Origin of the sequence: Nocardia shimofusensis NBRC 100134 (genome assembly GCF_001613125.1) — a bacterium.
Lineage (GTDB): Bacteria > Actinomycetota > Actinomycetes > Mycobacteriales > Mycobacteriaceae > Nocardia > Nocardia shimofusensis.
The window spans coordinates 199,646-226,264 of record NZ_BDBT01000009.1; the positions used below are offsets into that span (position 1 = coordinate 199,646).

Annotated in this window: 25 protein-coding genes; 17 read left to right on the plus strand and 8 right to left on the minus strand. The window is 68.7% G+C overall.

Annotation, left to right across the window (positions count from 1 at the left end; genetic code table 11):
* Positions 1-21 precede the first annotated feature (21 nt).
* Complete coding sequence (locus NS3_RS12845; RefSeq protein ID WP_067858688.1) at positions 22-1,575, plus strand: acyl-CoA synthetase; 1,554 nt, start codon at positions 22-24, stop codon at positions 1,573-1,575.
* Between the two features lie 106 nt (positions 1,576-1,681).
* On the opposite strand, the gene NS3_RS12850 is transcribed toward NS3_RS12845, so the two are convergent.
* Complete coding sequence (locus NS3_RS12850; RefSeq protein ID WP_067858904.1) at positions 1,682-2,725, minus strand: sigma-70 family RNA polymerase sigma factor; 1,044 nt, start codon at positions 2,723-2,725, stop codon at positions 1,682-1,684.
* 129 nt (positions 2,726-2,854) lie between these two features.
* On the opposite strand from NS3_RS12850, the gene NS3_RS12855 reads away from it, so the two are divergent.
* Entirely contained in the window at positions 2,855-3,274 is a 420-nt protein-coding gene (locus tag NS3_RS12855; RefSeq protein ID WP_067858691.1) for a VOC family protein, read from the plus strand.
* A 117-nt stretch (positions 3,275-3,391) separates the two neighbouring features.
* Here NS3_RS12855 and NS3_RS12860 read toward each other — a convergent pair whose 3' ends face one another.
* Entirely contained in the window at positions 3,392-4,219 is an 828-nt protein-coding gene (locus NS3_RS12860) for a crotonase/enoyl-CoA hydratase family protein (RefSeq protein ID WP_067858694.1), read from the minus strand.
* Between the two features lie 64 nt (positions 4,220-4,283).
* On the opposite strand from NS3_RS12860, the gene NS3_RS12865 reads away from it, so the two are divergent.
* Complete coding sequence (locus NS3_RS12865) at positions 4,284-5,933, plus strand: acyl-CoA synthetase (protein ID WP_067858697.1); 1,650 nt, start codon at positions 4,284-4,286, stop codon at positions 5,931-5,933.
* A gap of 87 nt (positions 5,934-6,020) precedes the next feature.
* On the plus strand, positions 6,021-6,821 hold the full coding sequence (locus NS3_RS12870) for an acyl-CoA thioesterase domain-containing protein (protein ID WP_157101299.1): 801 nt from the start codon (positions 6,021-6,023) through the stop codon (positions 6,819-6,821).
* 102 nt (positions 6,822-6,923) lie between these two features.
* Here NS3_RS12870 and NS3_RS12875 read toward each other — a convergent pair whose 3' ends face one another.
* Together NS3_RS12875 and NS3_RS12880 are read right to left on the minus strand one after the other, a co-directional pair.
* Positions 6,924-8,054 carry an acyl-CoA dehydrogenase family protein gene (locus tag NS3_RS12875; RefSeq protein WP_067858700.1) on the minus strand — a complete coding sequence of 377 codons (1,131 nt, stop codon included), beginning with the start codon at positions 8,052-8,054 and terminating at the stop codon, positions 6,924-6,926.
* A gap of 37 nt (positions 8,055-8,091) precedes the next feature.
* Entirely contained in the window at positions 8,092-9,285 is a 1,194-nt protein-coding gene (locus NS3_RS12880; protein WP_067858703.1) for an acyl-CoA dehydrogenase family protein, read from the minus strand.
* 182 nt (positions 9,286-9,467) lie between these two features.
* Here NS3_RS12880 and NS3_RS12885 point away from each other — a divergent pair, with 182 nt between their 5' ends.
* The 12 genes from NS3_RS12885 (at position 9,468) to NS3_RS12940 (ending at position 21,281) form a co-directional block, all read left to right on the plus strand.
* The gene (locus tag NS3_RS12885; protein WP_067858706.1) at positions 9,468-9,656 is read left to right on the plus strand and encodes a ferredoxin; all 189 of its coding nucleotides are present in this window, start codon (positions 9,468-9,470) and stop codon (positions 9,654-9,656) included.
* 43 nt (positions 9,657-9,699) lie between these two features.
* The gene (locus tag NS3_RS12890) at positions 9,700-10,605 is read left to right on the plus strand and encodes a 3-oxoacyl-ACP reductase (RefSeq protein ID WP_067858709.1); all 906 of its coding nucleotides are present in this window, start codon (positions 9,700-9,702) and stop codon (positions 10,603-10,605) included.
* A 355-nt stretch (positions 10,606-10,960) separates the two neighbouring features.
* Complete coding sequence (locus tag NS3_RS12895; protein ID WP_067858711.1) at positions 10,961-11,725, plus strand: MlaE family ABC transporter permease; 765 nt, start codon at positions 10,961-10,963, stop codon at positions 11,723-11,725.
* A gap of 4 nt (positions 11,726-11,729) precedes the next feature.
* Entirely contained in the window at positions 11,730-12,581 is an 852-nt protein-coding gene (locus NS3_RS12900; RefSeq protein WP_067858714.1) for an MlaE family ABC transporter permease, read from the plus strand.
* Between the two features lie 13 nt (positions 12,582-12,594).
* On the plus strand, positions 12,595-13,800 hold the full coding sequence (locus tag NS3_RS12905; protein ID WP_067858717.1) for an MCE family protein: 1,206 nt from the start codon (positions 12,595-12,597) through the stop codon (positions 13,798-13,800).
* The gene (locus NS3_RS12910; protein ID WP_084495450.1) at positions 13,797-14,837 is read left to right on the plus strand and encodes an MCE family protein; all 1,041 of its coding nucleotides are present in this window, start codon (positions 13,797-13,799) and stop codon (positions 14,835-14,837) included. Before NS3_RS12905 ends, NS3_RS12910 begins: the two co-directional genes overlap by 4 nt.
* Positions 14,834-15,913, plus strand: a complete 1,080-nt coding sequence (locus NS3_RS12915) for an MCE family protein (protein ID WP_067858720.1) — start codon at positions 14,834-14,836, stop codon at positions 15,911-15,913. The genes NS3_RS12910 and NS3_RS12915 overlap by 4 nt, the downstream gene beginning before the upstream one ends.
* Positions 15,910-17,208 carry an MCE family protein gene (locus NS3_RS12920; RefSeq protein WP_067858723.1) on the plus strand — a complete coding sequence of 433 codons (1,299 nt, stop codon included), beginning with the start codon at positions 15,910-15,912 and terminating at the stop codon, positions 17,206-17,208. Before NS3_RS12915 ends, NS3_RS12920 begins: the two co-directional genes overlap by 4 nt.
* Positions 17,205-18,428: an MCE family protein gene (locus tag NS3_RS12925; RefSeq protein WP_067858726.1), complete on the plus strand. Its 1,224-nt coding sequence runs from the start codon at positions 17,205-17,207 to the stop codon at positions 18,426-18,428. The genes NS3_RS12920 and NS3_RS12925 overlap by 4 nt, the downstream gene beginning before the upstream one ends.
* Positions 18,425-19,843, plus strand: coding sequence for an MCE family protein (locus tag NS3_RS12930; RefSeq protein ID WP_067858728.1), 1,419 nt, complete (start codon positions 18,425-18,427; stop codon positions 19,841-19,843). The genes NS3_RS12925 and NS3_RS12930 overlap by 4 nt, the downstream gene beginning before the upstream one ends.
* Positions 19,840-20,796 carry an Rv1363c family protein gene (locus tag NS3_RS12935; RefSeq protein ID WP_067858732.1) on the plus strand — a complete coding sequence of 319 codons (957 nt, stop codon included), beginning with the start codon at positions 19,840-19,842 and terminating at the stop codon, positions 20,794-20,796. The genes NS3_RS12930 and NS3_RS12935 overlap by 4 nt, the downstream gene beginning before the upstream one ends.
* Entirely contained in the window at positions 20,793-21,281 is a 489-nt protein-coding gene (locus tag NS3_RS12940) for a h domain protein (protein WP_067858735.1), read from the plus strand. The genes NS3_RS12935 and NS3_RS12940 overlap by 4 nt, the downstream gene beginning before the upstream one ends.
* A 148-nt stretch (positions 21,282-21,429) precedes the next feature.
* Here NS3_RS12940 and NS3_RS12945 read toward each other — a convergent pair whose 3' ends face one another.
* The 4 genes from NS3_RS12945 to NS3_RS29520 all read right to left on the minus strand — a co-directional run bounded on the left by NS3_RS12945 (position 21,430) and on the right by NS3_RS29520 (position 25,620).
* Positions 21,430-22,827: a sensor histidine kinase gene (locus NS3_RS12945; protein ID WP_067858913.1), complete on the minus strand. Its 1,398-nt coding sequence runs from the start codon at positions 22,825-22,827 to the stop codon at positions 21,430-21,432.
* A 92-nt stretch (positions 22,828-22,919) separates the two neighbouring features.
* Positions 22,920-23,639: a response regulator transcription factor gene (locus NS3_RS12950; protein ID WP_067858738.1), complete on the minus strand. Its 720-nt coding sequence runs from the start codon at positions 23,637-23,639 to the stop codon at positions 22,920-22,922.
* Between the two features lie 99 nt (positions 23,640-23,738).
* Positions 23,739-25,337 (minus strand): alpha,alpha-trehalose-phosphate synthase (UDP-forming), encoded by a 1,599-nt coding sequence (locus tag NS3_RS12955; RefSeq protein WP_067858916.1) that lies wholly within the window; start codon positions 25,335-25,337, stop codon positions 23,739-23,741.
* Between the two features lie 112 nt (positions 25,338-25,449).
* Positions 25,450-25,620 carry a hypothetical protein gene (locus tag NS3_RS29520; RefSeq protein WP_169333674.1) on the minus strand — a complete coding sequence of 57 codons (171 nt, stop codon included), beginning with the start codon at positions 25,618-25,620 and terminating at the stop codon, positions 25,450-25,452.
* A 113-nt stretch (positions 25,621-25,733) separates the two neighbouring features.
* On the opposite strand from NS3_RS29520, the gene NS3_RS12960 reads away from it, so the two are divergent.
* Positions 25,734-26,567, plus strand: coding sequence for an alpha/beta fold hydrolase (locus NS3_RS12960; RefSeq protein ID WP_067858919.1), 834 nt, complete (start codon positions 25,734-25,736; stop codon positions 26,565-26,567).
* The last annotated feature ends 52 nt before the right edge of the window (positions 26,568-26,619 follow it).

Here is a 26,619-nt window from a genome sequence, read left to right on the forward strand (position 1 = left end):
ACACGTTCTAAATTCGACAGGGTGACGACGCAGGAGTCAGAAATTCTCGGTCTTTGGAACATCGCTGCCGCCGATCCGGATCGGATCGCGTTGGTCGATCCATCGGGACGGGAGGTGACCTATCGCGAACTGGCCCAGCTGGCGAACCGCTACGCCGCCGGCCTGCACGATCTGGGCCTGCGCACCGGCGACGTGCTGGTGAGCATGGTGCACAACTGTGCCGAGGCCATCGCGATCTACTTCGCGGCCTATCAGTCCGGTCTCTACATCGTGGCCGTGAACTGGCACCTGACCGGCCCGGAAGTCGCCTACATCCTCGGCGACAGCGAGGCCAAGGCGTTCTTCGCCAGCGATCGCTTCGCCGCCGCGGCGTCCGCGGCCGCCGACGAGGCGGGCCTGCCCGCGTCGGCGCGCTTCGCGGTCGGCGAGATCGACGGCTTCACCCCGCTGTCGGAACTGGGCAGCGCGGACGCGGGCAGGCCGCGGGAGCGCACCACCGGCGCGCCGATGCTGTACACCTCGGGAACCACCGGGCGTCCCAAGGGAGTTCGGCGCCCGCTCACCGGAGCCGACCCGGATGTGGTGTCGCCGGCGAACACCTCGTTCTTCGCGCTGTTCGGGCTCGGGCCCTACGACGATCACGTGCACATCTGTGGCTCCCCGCTCTACCACACCGCGGTGCTCAACTTCGCGACCATCTCGATCCAGTTGGGACACAAGGTCGTTCTGATGGACAAGTGGGACGCCGAGGAGATGCTGCGGCTGATCGACAAGCATCGCGTCACCCACAGCCACATGGTGCCCACTCAGTTCCATCGCCTGCTCGCGCTGCCGGAACAGGTCCGCGCGGGCTACGACGTGTCCTCGCTGCGCAGCATGGTGCACGGCGCGGCGCCGTGCCCGCAGGAGACCAAGCGTCGGATGCTCGAGTGGTGGGGCCCGACGGTCACCGAGTACTACGCGGCCACCGAGGGCGGCGGCACCGTCATCAGCGGCGCCGAATGGCTGAACAAGCCGGGCTCGGTGGGCAAGTCGTGGCCGTACTCGGTGATCAAGGTGCTCAGCGAGGAGGACGGCTCGGAACTGCCGCCCGGTGAGACCGGCCTGGTCTACATGAAGATGGGTGCCTCCAGCTTCGAGTACCACCACGACAAGGCCAAGACCGACGAGTCGCGCGTCGGCGACCTGTTCACGGTCGGCGACATCGGCTATCTCGACGAGGACGGCTATCTCTTCCTGTGTGACCGTCGCTCGGACCTGATCCTCTCCGGCGGCGTGAACATCTACCCGGCCGAGGTCGAGACCGTGCTCATCACCCATCCGAAAGTCGCCGACGTCGCGGTCTTCGGCATCCCGCACGAGGACTGGGGCCAAGAGGTCAAGGCGGTCGTCCAGCCGGCCGAGGGGGTGACCGGCGACGACGAGCTCACCGCCGAACTGCTCGCCTTCGCCGCCGAGCGCCTGGCCAAGTACAAGATGCCCAGGTCGATCGACTACCTGGACGAGCTGCCGCGCGATCCGAACGGCAAGCTCTACAAGCGCAAGCTGCGCGAGCGCTACGTCCCGGCGTCCTGAATATCGCGCGCCGGCTGCCGCACTGTGCACGACCCGCGAGCCCTGGACCGACTGCTCCTGCTGCTCGTCGGGTCGTGCACCGGCCCTGGGCCGGAAGGTCGGCGAGCTAGTACGCCGCCTGCTCGGCGACGTCTTCGGCCTGCTCGGCCGCAGCTTCCTCGCGCAGTTCCATCGGCAGGCCGAACAGCGGGAACAGCCGTTCGGTGTCGAGGAAGAAGTTCAGCCCGCTGATCGAGCCGCTGGACAGTTCGAGCACCGTGATCGACCACGGGGCGAAGACTCCCGGCGTCTCGGTCGGCTTGTAATGACCGAAGGCGGGCAGCCCGTTGGCCCCGTCGAGCCGGATCATCCGCGAACCCTCGCAGGCGCTGCCGGTGCCGCGCATGAACGCGGCGACATTCTCCGGCCCGCTGATCCATAGCTCGATCGGCGGCATGGACAGCGCCACATCGGCTTTCAACAGTGCCGTCAGCGCGTCCATGTCGTAGGCCTCGAACGCGGTGACGAAATCATCGATGAGCTTTCGCTGCTGGTCGTCGGTTTCGTCGTACTCGTCGTTGTCGGCCGGCCGCACCTTCGCCATGGTGGCGCGCGCTCGTTGCAAAGCGCTGTTGACCGAGGCGGGGGACAGCATCAGCGCCTCGGCGGTCTCGTTCGCCGAGAAGCGCAGTACCTCGCGCATGATCAGAATGGCGCGCTGGGTGGCGGGCAGGTGCTGACAGGCCGCCACGAACGCCAGCCGCAACGAGTCCTTGGCGGTGGCGTGCTCGGCCGGGTCGGCGCCGAAAGCCAGCGCGTTGGGGATCGGCTCCACCCAGACGTAGTCCGGTTGCGGGGCGGGGAGCGGCGAATCCGGCCGGGACGGCCCGGACAGATCCATCGGCCTGGCGCGGCGCTGGGGTCCGTCGAGCATGTCCAGGCAGACGTTGGTCGTGATCTTGTAGAGCCAGGACCGCAGGCTGGCGCGGCCCTGGAAGGAGCCGTAGGACTTCCATGCCCGGGTGAAGGTCTCCTGCACCGCGTCCTCGGCCTCGAAGGAGGAGCCGAGCATGCGGTACGCGTAGGCGCACAGTTCCCGCCGGTGGGATTCGAACGAGGCGAGCACGCTCGCGTCGGCCGTGGCGGTGGTCGAGCCTGACGTATCGGTCATGGCGATCACGATGCCACAGCCCACCGACAGGAAACAGGGTACGAAATCGCTTCGTGGCGACCGATGAATCCGCCCGTGGGTCTCCGTCTGCACTGATGAAACCGACACCGTGTGCGAGAGGAAAACGCCATGAGCAGCAAGATGATCTTCGTCAATCTCCCGGTCGGCGATCTGACCCGTTCCAAGGATTTCTACCAGGGATTGGGCTGGAAGCTGAACGAGGATTTCACCGACGACAACGCCGCCTGCATCGTGGTCGACGACAACATCTGTCTGATGTTGTTGACCAGGGAGTACTTCCAGACCTTCACCCGCCGCCCGGTTGCCGAGACCACCGCGGCGACCGGTGCGGCCTACGCCCTGTCGCTCGGCAGCGCGGCGGAGGTCGACGCGCTGACCGAGGCGGCATTGGCGGCGGGCGGGACCGAGGAGATCAACGAGGACAAGCGCGCCCAGGAGGCCGAGGTCGGCATGCACGGGCGCACCTTCCTCGACCCCGACGGCCACCAGTGGGAGCCGTTCTGGATGGATTACCCCGGCGCGGAGTGACCCCGCCGGTCGGCGCCGAAGGTCCGGGCGTCCGAGGCCGGCGCCCGGGTTCTCGGCGTCCGTCCCCGGATCGTCGGCGTCCGGATCTCGGCGTCTCCGACCCTCGGTATGCCGACCTCAGTGCCCGGTGAAAGTGGCCTTGCGCTTTTCGGCGAAAGCCCGGGGGCCCTCCTTGGCGTCGGCGGAGGCGAAGACCGCGGCGCCGAACTCGGCCTCGATCTTGAAGGCCTCCTCCTCGTGCAGGCCCTCGGTGTCCCGGATGGTGCGCAGGATGGCCTGGACCGCGAGCGGGCCGTTGGCCGCGATCTGGTCGGCCAGCTCCAGCGCCTTGTCCAGCGCGGTGCCGTCCGGGACCACATGGCCGATCAGGCCGATCTCCTTGGCCTCGGCCGCGGCGAGATGGCGGCCGGTGAGCAGGATCTCCGCGGCGATGGTGTACGGGATCTGCCGGACCAGGCGCACCGCGGACCCGCCGAGCGGGAACAGGCCCCAGCGCGCCTCGGACACCCCGAATTTCGCGCTCTCGCCGGCCACCCGGATATCGGTGCCCTGCAAGATCTCGGTGCCGCCCGCGATGGCCGGGCCCTCGACCGCCGCGATGAGCGGCTTGGTGAGCCTGCGGCCCTTGAGCAGCGCGTCGAAGCGGGTGAGATCCCAGCCGCCGCCCTTGAACGAATCGCCCGGCGGGCGGGTGTTCATCGCCTTGAGGTCCATGCCCGCGCAGAACGCGCCGCCCGCGCCGGTCAGGATCGCCACGCGAATGTCCGGATCGGCATCCACCTGATCCCAGGCATCGCGCATGATCGCCATCATTTCGGTCGACAGCGCATTGCGTGCCTCGGGCCGGTTCATCGTGACGATCAGGACGTGACCGCGCTTCTCGACGAGGCAGTGGGGAGTCGCTTCTTCCGGCACCGCTTGCCCGGAGACCGCTGCTGAGGCCATGACTTCTGTTCTCCTGACTTCTCGAGTCTTGTCAGAAACAGTAACACGTTCTATTTTGGGGGGTGTGAGCTACAACATAGCGGACCTCGTCGAACATGCCATCGACCTCATGCCCGATCGCGTCGCTCTGGTCGACGACGCCCGTGAGGTGACTTACGCACAGCTGGAGGAGCGGGCCAACAAACTGGCCCATTACCTGCTCGAACACGGCGTGAAGCCGGGTGACAAGGTGGGTATCTACTCGCGCAACACCATCGAGGCCGCCGAGGCCATGGTCGCGGTGTTCAAGGCGCGCGCGGTGATGATCAACGTCAACTACCGCTACGTCGAGAACGAGTTGCAGTACATCTTCGACAATTCGGACATGGTGGCGCTGATCCACGAGCGGCGCTACAGCGACAAGGTGGCCGCGGTGCGGGCCAGGACGCCGAAGCTCGGCGCGGTCATCGTCGTCGACGACGATACGACCGGAACCATCCCGACCGCAGCCGATTCGGTCGAATACGAAGCGGCGCTGGCGCAGTCCTCCGGCGAGCGGGACTTCGGCGAACGCTCGCCCGACGACCTCTACATGCTCTACACCGGCGGCACCACCGGCATGCCCAAAGGCGTCATGTGGCGGCAGGAGGACGTCTGGCGCGTGCTCGGCGGCGGCATCAACTTCATGACCGGCGCCGTCGTGGGCGACGAGTGGGATCTGGCCAAGGAGGGGCAGACCAACGGCTCGCTGACCCGTTACCCGATCCCGCCGATGATCCACGGCGGTTCGCAGTGGGCGACCTTCCAGAGCCTGTTCGGCGGCGGCAAGGTCGTCATGCTGCCGGAGTTCAGCGGGCACGGGGTGTGGCAGGCCATCGAACGGCACGGGGTGAACGTTCTGTTCATCACCGGCGACGCCATGGGGCGGCCGATGCTGGACGCGCTGCTGGAGGGCAATCCGGAGACCGGCAAGCCCTACGAGCCGTCGAGCCTGTACGCGATCGCCAGCAGCGCGGCGCTGTTCTCGCCGAGCATCAAGGAGCAGTACCTGGATCTGCTGCCCAACCGAGTCGTCACCGACTCGATCGGCTCCTCGGAGACCGGCTTCGCCGGCATGAGCATGGTCGCCAAGGGCGCCGAGAACAACGGCGGGCCGCGGGTGAAGATCGACGCCTCCACCGAGGTGCTCGACGAGCAGGGCAACCCGGTGGTCCCCGGCTCCGGGCAGATCGGCGTGCTGGCGCGCAAGGGGCACATCCCGCTCGGCTACTACAAGGACGAGGCCAAGACCGCGGCGACGTTCAAGGAATTCCACGGGGTCCGCTACTCCATCCCGGGCGACTTCGCGCGCGTGGAGGAGGACGGCACCGTCACCATGCTCGGGCGCGGTTCGGTGAGCATCAACTCCGGCGGCGAGAAGATCTTCCCCGAGGAGGTCGAGGGCGCGCTCAAGGCGCATCCGGACATCTTCGACGCGCTGGTCGTCGGCGTCGCGGACGAGCGCTGGGGCCAGCGGGTCTGCGCGGTGGTGCAGTGCCGAGGCGAGAACCGCCCGACCATCGAGGATCTGCGTCCCGTGCTCACCCGGGAGATCGCCTCCTACAAGCATCCGCGTAGCCTGTGGTTCGTCGACGAGATCAAGCGCTCGCCCGCGGGCAAGCCGGATTACCGCTGGGCCAAGGAGCAGACCGAGGCGCGTCCGGCCGACGTGCACGCGGAAGTGGGCGCCAAGTAACCGGCACAGCAGTAGGCCGAAAGGGTCGAGGGGCCGCCGCGTCACGACGCGGCGGCTTTTTCGCGCCCGGCGGCGGACAGGAGTGAGATGAGTATTCCGCGCGCGTTCTTCGAGCGCACCGACCGGGGGTTCGAGCCGCTGCCTGCCGCCGTCGGCGCGTGGTCGCCGGACATGGTCAACGGGCCGGCGATCTGCGGCCTGCTCGGTGGTGAGCTCGATTCCGCGCACCGGCCGGAAGGTTTCGTCCCGGCGCGGCTCACCGTCGACCTGTTCCGCGCGACGCTGCGCAAGCCGCTCGAGGTCGCCACCGTGGAGGTCCGTCGCGGTGGCCGTATCGCCGTCGCCGACGCCCAGCTGCTCCAGGAGGGCCGCGCGGTGGCCCGGGCCACCGCGGTGTTCCTCCGGCCCTCCGAACAGCCGCCGGGCGAGGTCTGGACGCGGGGGGAGACGCCCGCACCGCCACCCGCCGAGATGCGCGGCGGCCCGGTGTCGTACCTGTGGAACAGCGGCGAGGACGACGCCGGGTGGTCGCGCCGCCTCGGCGGGCATCAGAACGATCAGCGCAAGCGCACCTGGCAGCGGCCGTTCCCGGTGATTCTCGGCGAGGAGCCGAACGTGCTCGCCACGGTCGCCACCGTCGGCGAGTCCACCAGCATGCTGACCAACTGGGGCGAGCGGGGCGTCGGCTTCATCAACGGCGACCTCACCCTGGTCCTGAGCAGGCTGCCACGAGGCGGCGCGATCGGCGTGCAGGCCGAGAACCATTTCAGCGCCGACGGGATCGCCGTGGGCAATGCCACCCTGTTCGACGAGGACGGGCCGTTCGGCGCGGGTGTGACCACGGCGGTGGCGAATCCCGCCGCGCAAGTGGACTTCTCGCGGCACTGATCGACTGCGGCCGCTGTCTGCCGTCGCCGCCGCTCGCACGAGTCGGCGGATCGGCGGTACCGCTCGGACCGGCGTCGGTGAACCGGGCCGGAGTCGGCCGGTTCAGGCCGGGTCGGCCAAGAGCGCGCCGAGGGCGCGCAGGTGGTCGGTGGCTCCGCCGAGGGCGAATTCGTTGTGCTTGGCGGCGGTGAAGTAGTTGTGCACGATGTGGTCGCGGTCGATGCCGACGCCGCCGTGGATGTGCACGACGGTGTGGGCGACGCGATGGCCTGCGTCGGCGGCCCAGAACTTGGCGGTGTGCACGGCCTCGGCGGCGGGCAGATCCTCCGCCAGCCGCCACGCGGCCTGGGTGACGGCCAGGCGCAGGCCCTGGACGTCGATGTAGGCGTCGGCCAAGCGCTGGGCGACGGCCTGGAAGCTGCCGATGGCCTTGCCGAACTGCTCGCGTTCCCTGGCGTAGCCCGCGACCAGATCCAGCGCGCGCTCCAGGGTGCCGAGCTGTTGGGCGCTCAGGCCGAACCAGGCGCGGGTCAGCAGCCAGTCCAGGACGGTCGCGCCGTTCTCGGCGGCCTCCGCCGAACCGACCAGCTCGGCGGGGGCCTCGGAGAATTCGACGATGGACTCGGCGCCGAGGTCGACGACCTGCTGGGCGGTGATCCGCACGCCTTCGGCCGCCGGATCGACCAGGAACACGGCGGGGGAGCCTGCCACCTGGGCGGAGACGAGCAGACGCGCGGCGCGCTCGGCGTAGGGGACGGTGATCTTGGCGCCGGTCAGCCGCCAGCCGTCCGGTGTCTCGGCCGCGACGGTGGCGGGCGCCTCGGGGCGGTAGTTGAATTCCTCGATCAGCGCGGCGCTGAGGACGGCGGAGCCGGTGCCCGCGCGGCGCGCCCACTCGCGCTGCTGTTCGGAACCGAAGCGCGCCAGCGTGCCCGCGCCGACGACCACCGACCACAGGTAGGGCACCGCGGCCACCACTTTGCCGAGTTCGCGCAGTACCGCGCACTGCTCGAGCGCGCCGAGCCCGTTGCCGCCGACGTCCTCGGGCAGGGCCGCGGACAGGACGCCGGTCTCGGCGAGCGCGGCCCACAGCGGTTCGTCGAAGCGCCCGGCGCCTGTCCGGCTCGCCGTGGTGTCGAGTTCGCGCAGCCGGTCGGCGGTCACCAGCTTGGCGCACACCTCGCCGGTCAGTGCGGCGAGATCGAGCTGGCCCTCGGTGGGGGTGAAATCCATGGTGTCGTCTACCTTTCCGGTTCCGCGTGGGTCCGACTCAGCGGGCCGAGGCGGGCTGGCGCAGGGCGGTCATGGCGATGATGTCGCGCTGCACCTCGTTGGTGCCGCCGCCGAAGGTCAGGATGAGCGCGGCGCGGTGCAGGCGTTCGAGCCTGCCGCGCAATTGCGCGCCCGCCGAGTCCTGGCGCAGGTAGGCCTGCGGGCCGAGCACCTCCATCAGCAGCCGGTAGGCCTCGGTGGCCAGTTCGGTGCCGTACACCTTGCAGGTGGAGGCGTCCCACGGGCGCGGCGCGGCGTCACCGCCCGCGTCGGCGCGGCTGGCGATCTCCCAGTTCAGCAGCTTGAGGTACTCGACCTTGGCGTGCACCTCGGCCAGCTTCACCCGCACCCATTCCTGGTCGATCACCCGGGAGCCGTCGGCGGTCGTGGTCTCGCGCGCCCACCGCAGGGTCTGCGCCAGTCCGGTCATCAGCGAGCCGGCGGAGGTGAGCGCCACGCGCTCGTGGTTGAGCTGGTTGGTGACCAGCGCCCAGCCACCGTTCTCCGGGCCCACCCGTGAGCTGACCGGTACCCGCACATCCTGGTAGTAGGTGGCACTGGTGTCGGGGCCGGCCATGGTGTGCACCGGGGTCCAGGAGAAGCCCTCGGCGTCGGCGGGCACGATGAGCATGCTGATGCCCTTGTGCTTCTTGGCATTCGGATCGGTGCGTACCGCCAGCCAGATGTAGTCGGCGTAGGCGACGAGGCTGGTCCACATCTTCTGGCCGTTGATCACGTAGTCGTCGCCGTCGCGCACCGCGGTGGTCCGCAGCGAGGCCAGATCGGTGCCCGCGCCCGGCTCGGAGTAGCCGATCGAGAAGTGCAGTTCCCCTGCGGCGATCTTGGGCAGGAAGAATTTCTTCTGCTCTTCGCTGCCGTAGTGCATGATCGTCGGCGCGACCGAATTGATGGTCAGGAACGGCACCGGCGCGCCTGCGATGGCCGCCTCGTCGGTGAAGATCAGTTGGTCCATGGTGGGCCGGTCCTGGCCGCCGAACTCCTTCGGCCAGCCCAGCGCGAGCCAGCCGTCCCGACCCATGTCGCGCACGACCTCCCGGTACACATCGCCTTCGCCGTACTCGCCGGTGGTGGAGCTCAGCGCCGCGCGCCGCTCGGGGGTGAGCAGCCGGGCGAAGTAGTCGCGCAGCTGGGCGCGGAGCTCCTCTTGCTGCGGCGTGTACGCGATGCGCATGGCGAGACCTCGTGTCGTGACGGCGGGTGGCAGCGGGTGTTCTGGGCGATACCGACGGTGCCCCGATGATTGCATATCGACTGAAACATGTTCCAGTATTGCCGGTGAATCCCGTCGATGCGGGCGCGTGTGTCCACATCGGCTTGTAGTCTGGCGTCCGAGTCGGGTGTAAAGGAGTTCTCATGAAGGTCAGCGTCGATCTCGACCAGTGCGAGGCCAACGGAATCTGCGTCGGATTCGCCCCCGACGTGTTCGAACTCGACGACGACGACCAGCTGCACATCCTTGCCGAGGAAGTGCCCGCCGATCGCCGCGCCGCGGTCGAGGATGCGGTGGCGCAGTGCCCGAAAGCCGCGCTGAAGCTGCTGTAACCGATGCTTGTCACCGGTAGGAACACGTTCTAGAGTCGGCCCGGTGAGCGAAACGAATCTGAGCTTGGCGGGCCGGGTGGCCCTGGTGACCGGTGCGGGTGCGGGACTCGGCAAGGCAGAGGCGCTGGCGCTGGCCCGCGCGGGCGCCTCGGTGGTGATCAACGACCTGTCCGAGAACGAGGCGGTCGCCGAGACCCTTGCCGAGATCAGGGGCTGCGGCGCCAAGGCGGAATTCGTCGCAGGCAGCATCGCCGAGCGTGCCACCGCCGACGCGCTGATCGAGACCGCCGAGCAATCCTTCGGCGGCGTGGACATCGTGGTCAACAATGCGGGCATCACCCGTGACCGGATGTTGTTCAACATGTCCGACGAGGAATTCGACGCGGTGATCGCGGTGCATCTGCGCGGCCATTTCCTGCTGACCCGCAATGCCGCCGCGTATTGGCGGAACAAATCCAAGCAGGCCGGAGCCCCGGTCTACGGCAGGCTGATCAATACCTCCTCCGAGGCGGGACTGCTCGGGCCGGAAGGTCAGGCGAACTACGGCGCGGCCAAGGCGGGCATCACCGCGTTGACCCTGTCGGCCTCGCGGGTGCTCGCGCGCTACGGCGTGCGAGCCAACGCGATCGCCCCGCGGGCCAGGACCGCGATGACCGCGGCGGTGTTCAGCGACGCGCCCGAGGGCGCTGTCGATCCGCTGTCGCCCGATCATGTGGCGAACCTGGTCGCCTACCTGGCCTCGCCCGCGGCGGAGCCGGTGAACGGGCAACTGTTCGTGGTCTATGGGCCGATGGTCGCGCTGATGGCGGCCCCGGTGGTCGAGCAGCGTTTCGATGCCGCCGGAGATGCCTGGGGCACAACGGAATTGGCCTCCACCCTGGGCGAGTACTTCGCCGGGCGCCCCGCTGATCGCAGCTTCTCGGCGTCGTCGCTGAAGGATCTGGGTTAGCGGCTCGGGCGCCGCATCGGACCGGCGGGGCCGGGGTTCGGTTCCGCCGTGGCGAAACGACCGGCGACACGGCCTAACTGATCATGTGTCCAATTGTTGATCACCGGTCCGCCTCTTGGTAGACATGTGTGTCCGCGCAGTGTGCTCGGGCTCACAGTCGATCTACGAAACATGGAGTACACGGTGCTGACACGTGTTCCAAATTTTGCGGACTGAAATTCGACAAATTGCAGGTCAAATGTGAGCGAAAACTCACAATTCAGATGTGAACGTGTTCTAATCATGACGGCGAAGCGGCCACGGCGATCGGTCGTGTCGTTCGCCGTAAGTGCTGAGTGAGCTAGGAGGATCGCGGATGAACGAGGTCCTTGCCGTTCCGCTCCGCGCCGTCGGAGGGTTCTTCGAACTCTGCGCCGATGTCGCCCGAGCGAGTTTCCGCAGGCCCTTCCAAGCGCGTGAGTTCATCGATCAGTCCTGGTTCATCGCGCGCGTCTCCATCGTGCCGACCCTGCTGGTCGCGATCCCGTTCACCGTTCTGGTGAGCTTCACGCTGAACATCCTGCTGCGAGAGATCGGCGCCGCCGACCTCTCCGGCGCGGGCGCCGCCTTCGGGGCGGTGACCCAGGTCGGCCCGATCGTCACGGTGCTCATCGTGGCAGGCGCCGGCGCCACGGCCATCTGCGCCGATCTCGGCGCGCGAACCATCCGCGAGGAGATCGACGCCATGCGGGTACTGGGCATCGACCCGGTGCAGCGGCTGGTCGTGCCGCGCGTGCTCGCCTCGATGTTCGTCGCACTCATGCTCAACGGCCTGGTGTGCACCATCGGCATCGTCGGCGGATTTCTTTTCTCGGTGCATCTGCAGGACGTGAATCCGGGCGCCTTCGTCAACGGCATCACCCTGCTGACCAATCTGCCCGAGCTGATCATCTCCGAGGTGAAGGCCGGGCTGTTCGGGCTGATCGCCGGGTTGGTGGCCTGTTACCTCGGCCTGAACGTCAAAGGCGGTCCCAAGAGTGTCGGTGATGCGGTGAATCAGACCGTCGTCTTCGCCTTCATGGCCCTGTTCGTGGTGAACGTGGTGGTCACCGCGGTCGGCATCAAGTTCTCGGTGCGGTGACGCGATGTCCTTCGTGATCGCTTCCCGTTTCCCCAAGATGGTGCGGCGGGTCCGCCGGTTCTCCGATTCGCTGGATGTGGTCGGCAAGCACGCGGTGTTCTACGCCCGAGCGCTGGCCTCCATTCCGCGGGCGCTGGTGCACTACCGCACCGAGACCATCCGGCTGATCGCCGAGATCTCCATGGGCACCGGCGCGCTGGCGGTGATCGGCGGCACGGTGGTGATCGTCGGCTTCCTGACGCTGTTCTCCGGCGGCACCATCGCCGTGCAGGGCTACAGCTCGCTGGGCAATATCGGTGTCGAGGCGCTGACCGGCTTCTTCTCGGCCTTCCTGAACGTGCGCATCGCCGCACCGGTGATCTCCGGTATCGGCCTGGCGGCCACCATCGGCGCCGGTTCCACCGCGCAGCTGGGCGCGATGCGGGTCTCGGAGGAGATCGACGCGCTCGAGGTGATGGCGATCCGCCCGGTGCCGTATCTGGTCGGTACCAGGGTGCTGGCCGGGATGATCGCGATCGTGCCGCTGTACGCGCTGGCGGTGATCGCCTCGTTCTTCGCGGCGCGCTTCGCCACGGTCGTCATCTACGGCCAGTCGGCCGGCGTCTACGACCACTATTTCTCCACGTTCCTCATCCCCAGCGACATCCTGTGGTCTTTCGCGCAGGCGATCCTGATGGCTTTGGCGGTCATGATGATTCACACCTACTACGGATATTTCGCCGCGGGCGGCCCGGTCGGGGTCGGCGTCGCGGTCGGCAATGCGGTGCGCGCCTCGCTGGTCGCGGTGGTCACGGTGACGCTGTTGATGTCGCTGGCCATCTACGGCACCTCCGGCAACTTCCACCTCTCCGGGTAGACGGGCTCAGGACATGGCGGGTACGAAGAATCCACAGGTGAGCAGGCTGGACAGCCCGCTCGGCCTCAAACTGGCAGGTCTGGCGATGGTGCTCGGGCTGGTGGCCGTCGTCGCGGTCGCGCTGACGATGTTCGTCGGCGGTTTCACCTCCACGGCCACGGTGCTGGTGCAGGCACCACGCAGCGGTCTGGTGCTCGATCCCGACGCCAAGGTGAAGGTGCGCGGCGTGGAGATCGGCACGGTGGCGCAGATCGATCAGAGCGGTGACGGCGCGACGCTGAAATTGGCGCTGGATCCGGACAAGCTGAAGCTGGTGCCCGCCAACGCCACCGTCGACATCCGGTCGACCACGGTGTTCGGCGCCAAGTACGTCAACTTCCAGATCCCGGACGAGCCCTCGGCCGAATCGCTGCGGGCGGGCGCGACGGTGGTCGCCGACCACGTGACCGTCGAGTTCAACACCCTGTTCCAGCAGCTGTCCGACATTCTGGCCGAGCTCGAGCCGCAGAAGCTCAATGCCACGCTGGCCGCACTCGGCCAGGCCCTGCAAGGTCGCGGCGAGACGCTGGGCCAGCTGATGGCAGACCTGGACGGGTACCTGCGCGAGATGAATCCGACCCTGCCCACGCTGCGCGCGGACATGCGGACAGCCGCGGAGGTCAGCCACCTCTACGCCGACACCACCGGCGATCTGCTGCGCACGGTGGACAACGCGATCGTCACCAGCGCCACGCTGGTCGACGAGCAGGCGAGCCTCGACGACGTGCTGGCCAACCTGATCGGTCTGGCCGATACCACCGGGGCGGTGCTGCGGGAGAACGAGCAGAACCTCGGCACCGCGCTGGACCTGCTCCGTCCGACCGTGCAGCTGCTCGAGGAGTACGCGCCGGGCGTTCATTGCATGGTCAACGCGGTGGCCCAGCTGCTGCCGCTCGGTGAGGCGGTCTTCGGCGGTATGCAGCCCGGCGTGGCCATGAACACCAACTTCATGTTCGGCGCCGAGCCCTACAGCTACCCCGACAGCCTGCCGAAGGTGAACGCCACCGGTGGCCCGCGCTGCGAGGGCCTGGTCGATCGGGTGCCGGGCAGCCACGTGAACTACCTCGTCACCGACACCAGCCAGGGCATGCCGTACGTGCCGTCCATGGAAACGAAATTCAATGGTCCCAAAGTGTTCCAGTTGCTGCTGGGAGGTCTTCCGGGGGTGAGCGCGCCGTGAAAAACACCGCGACCACGGTCAAACTGACCATCTTCACCCTGGTGATGGCGCTGATCTTCGCCGGCCTGGCCGTCGTGTTCAGTCAGATGCGCTTCGCCAGGCAGGACGGCTACTACGCCGTGTTCACCAGTTCCTCGGGCATCCTGCCCGGCGACAAGGTGCGCATCGCGGGCGTGCCGGTCGGTTCCGTCAATGCGGTGAAGGTGAGCACGGACGAGCCGGGCAGGGACTACCTGGCCCACGTCGAATTCGACATCGACCGCAAGTACCGGCTGCTCACCAGCACCCGCGCCCAGATCAAATACGAGAACCTCGTCGGTGACCGCTACCTGGAACTGGTCGAGGGGCCGGGCAGCGCCGACGAACTGCGCCCCGGCGGCACCATCCCGGTACAGCAGACCGCGCCCGCGCTGGATCTGGACATGCTGCTCGGCGGTTTCAAGCCGCTGCTGCGTGGTCTGGATCCCGGCCAGGTCAACGACCTGACCAACGCGCTGCTGCAGGTGTTCCAGGGACAGGGCGGCACACTGGTCTCGATGCTCAACAGCGGCGGTTCCTTCGCCCAGACCCTCGGCGAGCGCGACGCGCTGATCGGCAGCGTCATCGACAACCTCAATACCGTGCTCGCCACCATCGACGAGCGCGATCAGCAGTTCGACACCACCCTGAACGAACTGCAGCGCCTGGTCAGCGGGCTGGCCGCCGACAGCGACCCGATCGCCTCGGCTATCCCCAGGATCGCGGGCGCCACCGGGGATCTCACCGATCTGCTCGCCCAGGCCCGCCCCGATCTGCGCGCCACCGTCGAACAGACCGATCGGCTCGCCGGCAACCTCAATGCCGGTGAGGACACCATGGAGTGGGTCATTCAGCAACTGCCCGAGACCTACCGCAAGCTGATCCGCATCGGTTCCTACGGCTCGTTCCTGGCCCTCTACGTCTGTGCCACGAACTTCCTGATCGACGGCCCCGACGGCAAACCGCTGCTGGTCAACATGCCCGGCGGTCAGGACACGGGAAGGTGTGCGGCGGAATGACAGACACCGGAAAGACAGACAACCGCTCGCCCGTCGTCACCATGGGCATTGTCGGCGTCGTCGTCGCGATCTGCGTGGCGCTGGCGGCGCTGCAGTTCGACCGGCTGCCGTTCATCCGCTCCGGCGCGAACTACACCGCCTTCTTCTCCGACGCGGGCGGGCTGCTGCCGGGCGACCAGGTGCAGGTCGCCGGGGTGCGCTCGGGCCGGGTCGACGATGTGCAGCTGGCTGGAGACAAGGTGCTGGTGAAGTTCACCGTCGACGAGACGATCGTGCTGGGGGACCGGACCTCCGCCGCGATCAAGACCAACACCGTGCTCGGGCGCAAGTCGCTCGAGGTGGTGCCCGAGGGCGAAGGCGCGTTGCGCCGCGACGACACCATCCCGCTCGAGCGCACCACCTCGCCGTACTCGCTCAACGACGCGCTCGGCGAGCTCACCACCACCGTCGAGGGTCTGGACATGCAGAAGGTGGACGAGACCCTGGACGCGCTGTCGGTGACCTTCGCCGACACTCCCGCGCCGTTGCGCGGCGCCCTCGACGGCATCACCCAGCTCTCGCGCACCATCAACACCCGCGACGAGGCGCTGTCACAGCTGCTGGAACGCGCGCAGAGCGTCACGAAGATCCTGTCCGACCGCAGTCAGCAGATCAACGCGCTGCTGCTGGACGGCAACCAGCTGCTCGGCGAACTCGATGCCAGGCGCACCGCGCTCGGGCAGCTGATCGTGCACGTCAACGGGCTGGCTCAACAACTGCGCGGACTGGTCGCCGACAACGAGGCGCAGCTCGCCCCCGCGTTGGACAAGCTCAATCAGGTGCTGGATGTGTTACAGCGCAACCGCCAGGACATCAGTGAGGCGCTCGACGGGCTCGGCCCGTTCGCGGCGGCCCTCGGTGAACAGGTCGGCAACGGGCCGTGGTTCAACGCCTACGTCGTCAACGCGACCAGCGTCGGCCTGCAGCCCCTCGTCGACGCGCTGGTCTGGCCGGAGCACCTGCCCGACGACCTGCGCAACTTCTTCTTGAACCCGCCGCCCTCGATCGAGCCGGCCGTGCAGGAGCCGCCGCGATGACCACATCGAATCCCACCACCCGGACCTCCGGACTGCGCAGGCCGCCGCGCTGGGCGCTGCTGGTCGCCGCCGCGCTCGTGGTCGCCCTGGTCGGCGCACTGCTCTACCTCGGCATCACCCGGATCGGCACCATGCGGATCACCGCGTACTTCCCGTCGACCTCGGGCCTGTACAAGGGCGACGACGTGCGGGTCCTCGGCGTCTCGGTCGGCACGGTCGATTCGGTCGAGCCCGGCGACGAGCAGGTGAAAGTGCGCATGACCGTCGACCGCGGCGTCGACATCCCCGCAGATGCCCGCGCCGTCATCGTCTCGCCCTCGCTGGTGACCGCCCGCTTCGTCCAGCTCGCCCCCGCCTATACCGGCGGTGACAAACTGGCCGACGGCGACGAGATCCCGATCGAGCGGACCGCGGTCCCGGTCGAATGGGACGACATCAAGACCGAACTGTCCGAGCTGGCGACCACGCTGGGCCCGGTCGGCGACGACGAGCAGGGCTCCTTCGGACGTTTCGTCGACACCGCCGCGGACAACCTCGACGGCAACGGCGAGCGGATGCGCGAGACGCTGCGCGAACTGTCGGCCACCCTGACCACGCTGTCGGACGGTCGGACCGACCTGTTCGGCACCATCCGCAATCTGCAGCAGTTCGTCGAGGTCATCTCGGCGAGCAACGAGCAGATCGTGCAGTTCGGCGGCAGGCTGGCCTCGGTGTCCTCGGTGCTGGCGGGCGTGTCCGACGATCTCGGCCAGGGCTTGGACAATCTCGATCTGGCGGTCGCCGATGTGCAGCGCTTCCTCGACTCCAGCGGCACCGAGCTCACCGAGAGCACCCAACGCCTGGCCGAGGTCACCCAGATCCTGGTGGACAAGCGGCCCGAGGTGGAGCGGGTGCTGCACTCCGGGCCGACCGCGCTGGTGAACTTCTACCAGCTCTACAAGCCGGCCCAGGGCACCTTGACCGGCGCCGTCGCGCTCAACAACACCGCCGACCCGCTGAGCTTCCTGTGCGGTTCGGTGCGCGCGCTCGAGGAGAACGACTCCGATCGCAGCGCCGACCTGTGCGCGACCCATCTGGCCCCGGTCATCGACTCGCTGGCGATGAACTACGCGCCGATCATGGTCAATCCGGCCACCGGCGTGCATGCCTTCCCGAACCAGCTCACCTTCAGTCCGCCGAGCCTGGCCGACGAGGTGCCCGAATCGGTGAAGAACCCGCGGGCCGCACCCGCACCCGCGCCGGTCGTCGTGCCCAGCGGGCTGGCCGGACTGGCGATTCCCGGAGGTGGACGATGAGCCGCGCACGCCGCACGACCGCGGTGCTCGCACTGGGGGTGAGCCTCGCGCTGGCCACCACCGGCTGTGAATGGACCGGCCTGAACTCGCTGCCCATGCCGGGCGCGGAGGGCAAGGGCGAGGGCGCCTACCAGGTGCAGATCCAGATGCCCAATGTCACCACGCTGACCCAGAATTCGCCGGTCCGCGTCGACGACGTGGACGTGGGCTCGGTGACCGACATCGTGGTGCAGGACTGGCACGCGCTGGTGACCGTCTCGCTGAATCCGGAGGTGCGCCTGCCCGCCAACGCCGTCGCGAAGATCGGCCAGACCAGTTTGCTCGGCTCCAACCACGTCGAACTGGCCGCGCCCGAGGATGTCGCGCCGGAAGGGCAGCTCGCGCCGGGCGATGTGATCCCGCTGGCCCGCGCCGGCGCCTACCCGACCACCGAGGAAGTGCTGTCCTCGCTGTCGGTGGTGCTCAACGGCGGCGGCATCGCGCAGCTCGAGACCATCACCACCGAACTGAACGCGGCGCTGACCGGCCGCGAGGACGCCATCCGCGACCTGATGCCGCAGCTGAACGAGCTGACCACCAATCTGCAGGCGCAGACCGGCGACATCATCGCCGCGATGGAGGGACTCGACCGCTTCGGCGGGCAGCTCGCCGATCAGCGGGTGGTGCTCGAGAACGCGCTCGACGGCATCCATCCGGCGCTGACCGTGCTGGCCGACCGCAGGGAGAACATCACCCGCGCGATCACCGCGCTCGGCGACCTCAGCGACGTCACCCAGCGGGTCATCGACACCAGCGGGGAGAACCTGAAGGCCAACCTCGACGCGCTCTGGCCGACCCTGCAGCAGCTGGCCGACACCGGCGGCAATCTCGCCGAATCGCTGAAGATCCTGCTGTCGTTCCCGTTCCCGTTGAAGAACCTCGACAAGGCCATCAAGGGCGATTACCTGAACCTGTTCATGACCGTCGACATGACCGGCAAGCGGCTGGACTCCAACTGGCTGTCGGGCACCCCGCTGGGCGGGCGCTTCGGCGGCGTGGAAGGCATCGTCGGCAGCTTCGCCCCGAGCACGGCCAGCGACGTCGGCAACCCGGCCACCGGTCCGCTCGCTGAACCGACGCCGACGCCCTCGCCCACCCCGACCATTCCCGGTCTGCCGCCGATTCCCGGTCTGCCCGCCATTCCCGGGCTGACGGTTCCGCTGGAAGGGGGACAGCCGTGAAGCTGACCCGGTTCGTCCGCATCCAGCTGATGATCTTCTCGGTCCTGACCGTGGTCGGCCTGACCGTCATGGCAGGCAGCTATGTGCAATTGCCCGCCATGTTCGGCATCGGCCGCTACCAGGTGACCGTGCAGCTGGCCGCCACCGGCGGGCTCTACGAGCACGCCAACGTCACCTATCGCGGCACCAACGTGGGACGGGTCAAGGAGGTCCGGCTCACCCCCGAGGGCGTGGAAGCCGAACTGTCCATCGACAGCGACTACAAGATCCCCGCCGACGTGGCCGCCTGGGTGCGCAGCGTCTCGGCGATCGGTGAGCAGTACGTCGACCTCATCCCGCCCGACCCGTCCACCGGCGGCAGGCTGGGCGACGGTGCGGTCATCCCGGTCGACCGCACCCAGCTGCCCCAGGATGTCGGCGCTCTGCTCGACCAGACCGAGCGGCTGCTGTCCAGCGTCGAGGACACCAGGCTGCGCCAGGTGATCGACGAGGCGTTCAAGGCGTTCAACGGCGCGGGCCCGGACCTGCAGCGCTTCATCGACTCGGCGGCGCTGCTGGTGCAGGAGGCCCAGGACAGCACCGAGCCGACCAAGAAGCTGATCGAGCAGATCGGCCCGCTGCTGGACACCCAGGTCCGTTCCGAGGACGCCATCCGGTCCTGGACCGCGGACCTGGCCACTCTCACCGACCAGCTGCGCGCCCACGACCCCTCGCTGCGCAACCTGCTGCAGGACAGCCCCGCCGCGATGGCACGCGTGACCCAGCAGTTCAACGAGCTACAGCCCACGCTGCCGATCCTGCTGTCCAATCTGGTCAGCGTCGGACAGGTGTCCTCGATCTACCACGCGGGCATCGAACAGGTGCTGGTGGTGTATCCGCCGCTGATCGCCGCCCTGATCACCGCGATCCGCGGCCCGCTGGAATACGGCGTCATGGTCGACTTCATGACGACCGTGCACGACCCGCCCGCGTGCACCACCGGCTTCCTGCCCGCGGACCAGCGGCGCTCGCCGAGCGAGACCGACGCCATCCCCACCCCGCCCGGCCTGTACTGCAAGATCCCGCAGGACTCGCCGATCGAGGTGCGCGGCATCCGCAACACTCCGTGCATGGAGTATCCCGGCCGTCGCGCCCCCACCCCGGAGCTGTGCCGTACGGGATACGTCCCGCTGGGCGACGAACCGTTGTACGGTCCGGTGAACCCGGTTGCGCCCGCCACCGGTCCCGGCGAGGAGCCGGACAGCACCGCACCCGCCTCGTACCAGGTGCCCACGGTGGGCCGGTCCTACGATCCGTCCACAGGTGTCTACATCGGCACCGACGGCCGCACCTATCGGCAAGGAGATATCGCCCCCGGTGGTTCTGGGACGGTACCTTCGAGCTGGCAGGCGATGCTCGAGGAGCAGCAACGATGAGTGATATCAACGACGATTCACGACGTACCCGCCGCCGCGCGGTCCGCACCGCGGGCCCGCCGGAGGAGGACGCCACCGACGTGGGGGCGTCGGACGGCGGTGCGGCGGGCGCCGAGGCGGCCACCGTGAAGGCGAGCGCTGCCGAATCGACCGCGTCGAGCGGCTCGGCGGACTCGACGCCGGCCACGCGGACGACCCCGGGGAAACCGGCGGCGAAGCGATCCGCGGCCGGGCAGCCGACGAGCGCCGAGGCGGAAGCGAAGGCGAAGACATCGGCCGTGAAGAAGAGTCCGGACGCACAGGAAACCAGCGACGAGGCCGCCGAGCCGGCAACGGTCGTGCTGTCGAAGTCGGTGGACGAGACCGTCGCCGGAGAGGAGTCCGCCGAGCCGGCCACGGTGGTGCTGTCGAAGTCGGCGGACGCGGACGAGACCGTCGACGGTGACGAGTCCGCGGGCTCGGCTCGGTTCGCCATGCGCAGGATCGTGCTGGTCGCGGCCGCCGCGGTGCTGATCGCCGCGCTGGTGGCGGGTGCGGTGGTCTCGGTGTTCACCGTCCGCTCCATCGACCGTCAGGCCGACCGGCGCACCGCATACGTACAGACCGCCGAGCAGGCGATCCTGAATCTCACCACCATCAACGCCGACACGGCCGCCGAAGACATCGACCGCATCCTGTCGCTGGCTTCCGGCAAGTTCAAGACCGAGTTCGACGGCCGGGTCGATCCGTTCCTGACCATCGTGCAGCAGGCGGAGGTCCGTGCCACCGGTGAGATCATCGAGGCCGCCCTGGAGAGCGACGAGGAGAACTCGGCGAAGGTGCTCGTCGCGGCCAAGCAGAGCCTGACCAACGCGGGCCAGGAGGGGCCGCAGACGCGGTACTACCGCTTCCGGGTGACGGTGTCCGAATCCGACTCCGGCCTGACGGCCTCGAATGTGGAGTTCGTGCCATGAAATTCACCCGAGGCGTGCTCGCGGCGTTCCTCGCGGGCGTGCTCGCCCTGTCCGCTCTGCTGATCATGGGTTTCGGCGGCTACCGCTATTGGAGCGCCGACCAGGACGAGAAGGCCCGTGATCAGGCGCTGGCGGCGGCCACCACGACCGTGCCCGCCATGTTCAGCTACGAATACACCACTGTCGACACCGAACTGCCGAAGGCGGCCGATCTGCTCTCGCCCGCCTTCCGCGAGGACTACCTGGCGCTGATCACCACCGCCATCGCGCCCGGCGCCAAGGAGAAGCAGCTCAGCGTCATGGCCAGCGCGCAGGCGGGCGGCATCGTCGACGCCGATCGCGAGCACGCCGTGGTGATGCTGTTCCTCAACCAGGTGACCACCAGCAAGGACAGCCCGGAGGGCACCACCACCGGCAGCAGGCTGCGCGTCGAACTGGACAAGGACGGCGACCGCTGGCTGGTCGACGCCGTCACGCCGATCTGAATCCCGACCCCGGGCGCGCCGGTCGGACGCGTGCCGATCGGGACGCCCGCACCGGGACGCCGGTCGATGTCGTCGGCCCGGCTGGGGGACGCCCCAGGCCCGTCGCCCACAGTCCGAGCCCGGTGCGCGGCGATGCGACCGGTCCGGATCAGGTCTCCCGCGGTAGGCGCACCGTGAAACAGGTGCCCTCACCTGGCGCGCTGCGCACCGAGACGCGCCCGCCGTGCGCGGCGACCAGCGCCTGCACGATCGACAGGCCCAACCCGGAGCCGCCGCTGGCCCGGGTGCGCGAGACGTCGGTGCGATAGAACCGTTCGAACACCCGCTCGGCCTCCTCCGGAGCCAGACCAGGGCCGGTGTCGGCGACCTCGACGGTCACCTCGTGCGCGCCTGGCGTCAGCCGCACCGTCACCTCCGCCTCGGCCGGTGTATGGGTGAGGGCATTGGTCAGCAGGTTGGCCAGCACCTGCCGCAACCTGTCGGCGTCGCCGCTGACCTCGAGCGTCCCCGGCCCCGGCTCGACTGCCAGCTCGATCCGCCTGCGCGGGCCGTCCGGGGCGGCGGCCGCGGCCACCGCGCGCGCATTGTGCACCGCCTCGCCCGCCACGGTCAGCAGGTCCACCGTGCCCAGTCGCAGCGGGCGTTGCGCGTCCAGCCGGGCCAGCATGAGCAGATCCTCGACCAGCAGACCCATCCGGCGGGCCTCGTGCTCGATGCGGTCGACGACCATCGCCGGATCATCCGTCGCGCCCTGCCGGTACAACTCCGCGAACCCGCGAATCGTGGTCAGCGGGGTCCGCAGTTCGTGGCTGGCATCGGCGACGAACCGGCGCATCTTCGCCTCGGATTCGCGCGCCGCCGCCTCCGAGGCCTCGGTCGCGGCGAACGCCGACTGGATCTGGGCGAGCATTCCGTTGAGCGACTGCGACAACCGGTCCACCTCGGTATTGGTGCCGCGCACCGGCACCCGCCGGAACAGATCACCGCGCGCGATGGCCGCCGCGATGTTCTCGACCCGCCGCAGCGGTCGCAGGCTGCGCCGGATCACGAAATGCGCGGCCAGCGCCAGGACGGCGAGCACGGCCAGCCCGACGATCAGTTGCAGCGCCACCAGCCGGGCCACGGTGTCCTCGTTCTGGGTCAGCGGCACCGCGATCGTGGTCGTCTCCTCGGCCACGGCGACTTTCAACGCGCGCCAACGCACTTCGCCGCCGCCCAGCGACGGTACGGTCACCGGTTCGGCCGGGGGAACGCTCGACAGGTCGGGTGCGGCGTCGACGTCGTAGGGGCGCAGCACGAAGGGGTCCGTGCCGGGGCCGGAGTCGATGACGATGTAGAACGAACTCGGGGGAGTGCGCGGGTCCGCGGGTGGCGGCGGGGTGGTCGGCCGCGGCCGGGGCCGCGGCGACACTGCATCGCGCAACTGCTGATCGGTGCGGCTGAGCAGCGATTTCTCCAGCGCGGAGGTGACCACCGTGCCCGACACCAGCAGGCCGAGACCGGCCGAGGTCACCAGCGCCAGTACCAACGTCACCCGCAACGGGATCGCGCTCAGCCGGGTCCCCACCTGCTCGCGTACCCGTCGCAGCGGCCCGAGCGGGGCCGCGGCGGGGCGCGTCGATCCCGGTCGCGCGGCGATCACCGGTTCGGCATCCGCAGCACGTAACCCACGCCGCGCAGGGTATGGATCAGGCGCTGCTCCCCGGTGTCGACCTTCTTGCGCAGATACGACACATAGGTCTCCACCACCCCGACCTCGCCGCCGAAGTCGTAGCGCCACACGTGATCGAGGATCCGCGGCTTGCTCAGCACGGTGCCCGCGTTGACCAGGAAATAGCGCAGCAGCGTGAACTCGGTGGGCGAGAGCGCCACCGGCTCACCCGCCTTCCACACCTCGTGGGTGTCGTCGTCGAGTTCGATGTCGGCGAAGGTGATCCGCGAACTCGCCCGCACCGGCGCGCCGTGCCCGGCCCGGCGCAGCACCACCCGCAGCCGGGCCACCACTTCTTCGAGGCTGAACGGCTTGGTGATGTAGTCGTCGGCGCCCAGCGTCAGGCCCGCGACCTTGTCCTGCACGTCGTCGCGCGCGGTCAGGAACAGCACCGGGGCGTCGATGCCGTCGGCGCGCAGCCGGGGCAGCAGGCCGAAGCCGTCGATGCCGGGCATCATCACGTCCACGATCAGCGCGTCGGGACGGAACGCGCGGGCCCGGTCGAGCGCCTGCGCGCCGTCGACCGCCGTCTCGACCGCGAAGCCCTGGAACCGCAGGCTCACCGAAAGCAGTTCGACGATCATCGGCTCGTCGTCGACCACCAGGACGCGGGCCTCGGGACGCCGCACCGCGGGCGCATCACTCATGCGCTCATGATGCGCCCGCGGGCTGGGACCTCGCTGCGGGGTTCCTGTGAAGTCGCTGTGCGGCGTTTCGGCGCTCCCCGCCGGTCGGTGGGCCGGTGGTCAGCGGCGGGGGTCGTCGTCGGCGAACTCGTCGGGCTGGGCGATCAGCGCGCTGCCCGCCACCTGGTCGCGAGCCAGCGCCTCGAGGAACGCCCTGGCCCAGCGGTCGACGTCGTGGGCGAGCACCTGCCTGCGCAAAGAGCGCATCTTGCGCCGCTTGGTCTCCCTGTCGTCCTCGAGCGCGGAGACGATGGCGTCCTTCACGCTGTCCAGATCGTGCGGGTTGCACAGGTAGGCTTGGCGCAGCTCGGCGGCCGCGCCGGTGAACTCGCTGAGCACCAGCGCGCCGTTGAGACCGCTGTGACAGGCCACGTACTCCTTGGCGACCAGGTTCATGCCGTCGCGCAACGGCGTCACCAGCATGACGTCGGCGGCGACGAAGAAGGCGATCAGCTCGTCGCGGGGGATCGGCCGGTGCAGATAGTGCACCACCGGGTAGCCGACGCGGGCGAATTCGCCGTTGATCCGGCCCACCTGGCGCTCGATGTCGCCGCGCATCTGCTTGTAGCTCTCGACGCGCTCACGGCTGGGAGTGGCCAGCTGCAACATCACCGTCTCGGCCGGATCGAACCGGTTCTCGCGCAGCAGCTCTTCGAGCGCGTTCAACCGGATGTCGATGCCCTTGGTGTAGTCCAGGCGGTCGACGCCGAGCAGGATGTTCTTCGGATTGCCCAGCTCGGCGCGGATCTTGGCGGCCCGCTCCTTGATCGAGCGCCTGCGTGAATGCTCGTCCAGTTCGGTGGAGTCGATCGAGATCGGGAACGCGCCCACCCGCACGGTGCGGAAACCGACCTGCACCACGCCCAGCTTGGAACGGACCCCGACCGAGCCGCGCGAGGTCGGTTGTCCGGCCAGCCTGCGCGCCAGGTACAGGAAGTTCTGCGCGCCACCGGGCAGGTGGAAGCCGATCAGATCCGCGCCGAGCAGGCCCTCGATGATCTCGGTGCGCCACGGCATCTGCATGAACAGCTCGACCGGCGGGAACGGGATGTGCAGGAAGAAACCGATGGTCAGGTCCGGGCGAAGCATGCGCAGCATCTTCGGCACCAGTTGCAGCTGGTAGTCCTGCACCCAGACCGTCGCGCCCTGGGCGGCCACCTTCGCCGTCGCCTCCGCGAAACGGCGGTTGACCTGGACATACGCCGCCCACCACGCGCGGTCGTAGGTCGGCCGGACGATGACGTCGTGATACAGCGGCCACAGCGTGCCGTTGGAGAAACCTTCGTAGTAGTCGGCCACTTCGTCCGACGACAGCGGCACCGGATGCAGTTCCAGGCCGTCTTCGATGATGGGATCGACATCCATGTCGGGCACGCCTGCCCAGCCGACCCAGGCGCCCTTGTTGTTGCGCAGCACCGGCTCGAGCGCGGTCACCAGACCGCCGGGGCTGCGTTTCCATCTGGTCGTGCCGTCGGGCAGCCGTTCCAGGTCGACGGGCAGCCGGTTGGCCACCACGACGAAACCGGAACCCGTTTCCCGCGGCCGGTCGACAGCCGAACCGGAACCCGCGTCATGCGGCCCGTCGTTGCCGGACCGCACCGCGCCGGATTCCGGTTCGGGTTGGGAGTGCTGGGAGTTCTCGGACGGCTGATCGGTCATCTGGTCCACTCACGCATCCTTGTTCTGTTCTCACGTAGCGGCGGCGGCCCCTCGCGCGCGCCGCGATCACGCAGGTCCGAGCGTTGTCCACCCCGCTCGGTGCCCTGGCGATCTATTCGGCGCGGCTGTTGGGCCCGATGCCGAGCATCGACAGCAGCATCCGGCATTCGTCGGCGTCGGCGGCGTAGGCCGCGACGACCCGCTGCGCCTGCCGCGCCGTCTCGTCGGCCAGTGGTTCCAGCTCGTCGTCCGCGATATCGTTCGCGCTGCTCTTCGCGGCCATTTGTCGTGTCCTCCCGATTCGTTACGCTCGAGCGTTTCGAAGTGTCCATGGTAGGCGACACGGGTGCGGCCTATACCGTGGGTGCGCAGCATCATCTGACGAAAGGGTGGACCATGCCGCTGGCCACGGTGAACGGAATCTCGTTGAACTACCAGGTCAAAGGAGACCGTGCGAAGGGCACCGAGGCGAAGGGTTCGGCGCCGCTGGTCGTGCTGATCATGGGCACCGGCAGCCCCGGCCGGGTCTGGGAACTGCACCAGGTGCCCGCGCTGCTGGCCGCGGGCTTCCGCGTCTGCACCTTCGACAACCGCGGCATCGCTCCCTCCGACGAATCGGCCGCCGGGATGACCATCGAGGACCTCGTCGCCGACACCGCGGGGCTGATCGAACTGCTCGACGAGGGTCCGGCCCTGGTCGCGGGCACCTCGATGGGCGCACGGGTCGCCCAGGAACTCACTCTGGCCCGTCCCGATCTGGTCCGCAAGGCCGTCTTCATGGCCGGGCACGCCCGCCTCGACCAGTTCCAGAAGACGCTGTCGCTGGGCGAACACGAGCTCGACGCCTCCGGGGTGAAGCTGCCGCCGAAGTACGAGGCCGCGCTCACCGCCGTCATGAACCTCTCGCCGGCGACCCTGGCCGACGTCAACGCCGCCCGCGACTGGCTGGACCTGTTCGAGTTCACCGGCGGCCCGGTCACCCCCGGCATCCGCGCCCAACGGCGAATGGATCACGATTTCGACCGCGTGCAGGCCTACAAATCGATCCAGGTGCCCTGCCTGGCGGTCGGCTTCGCCGACGACCGGATGATCCCGGCCTACCTGACCAGGGAAGTCGCCGAGATCATCCCCGGCGCTCGCTACCAGGAGGTGCCCGACGCCGGTCACTTCGGTTATCTGGAGCGTCCGGAGACGGTGAACAAGATCCTGCTCGACTTCTTCTCCGAATAGAGTGAGCCGACCGGGTCCGGATGAGTGCGGGCCGGTCGGCACCCGAGGTAAT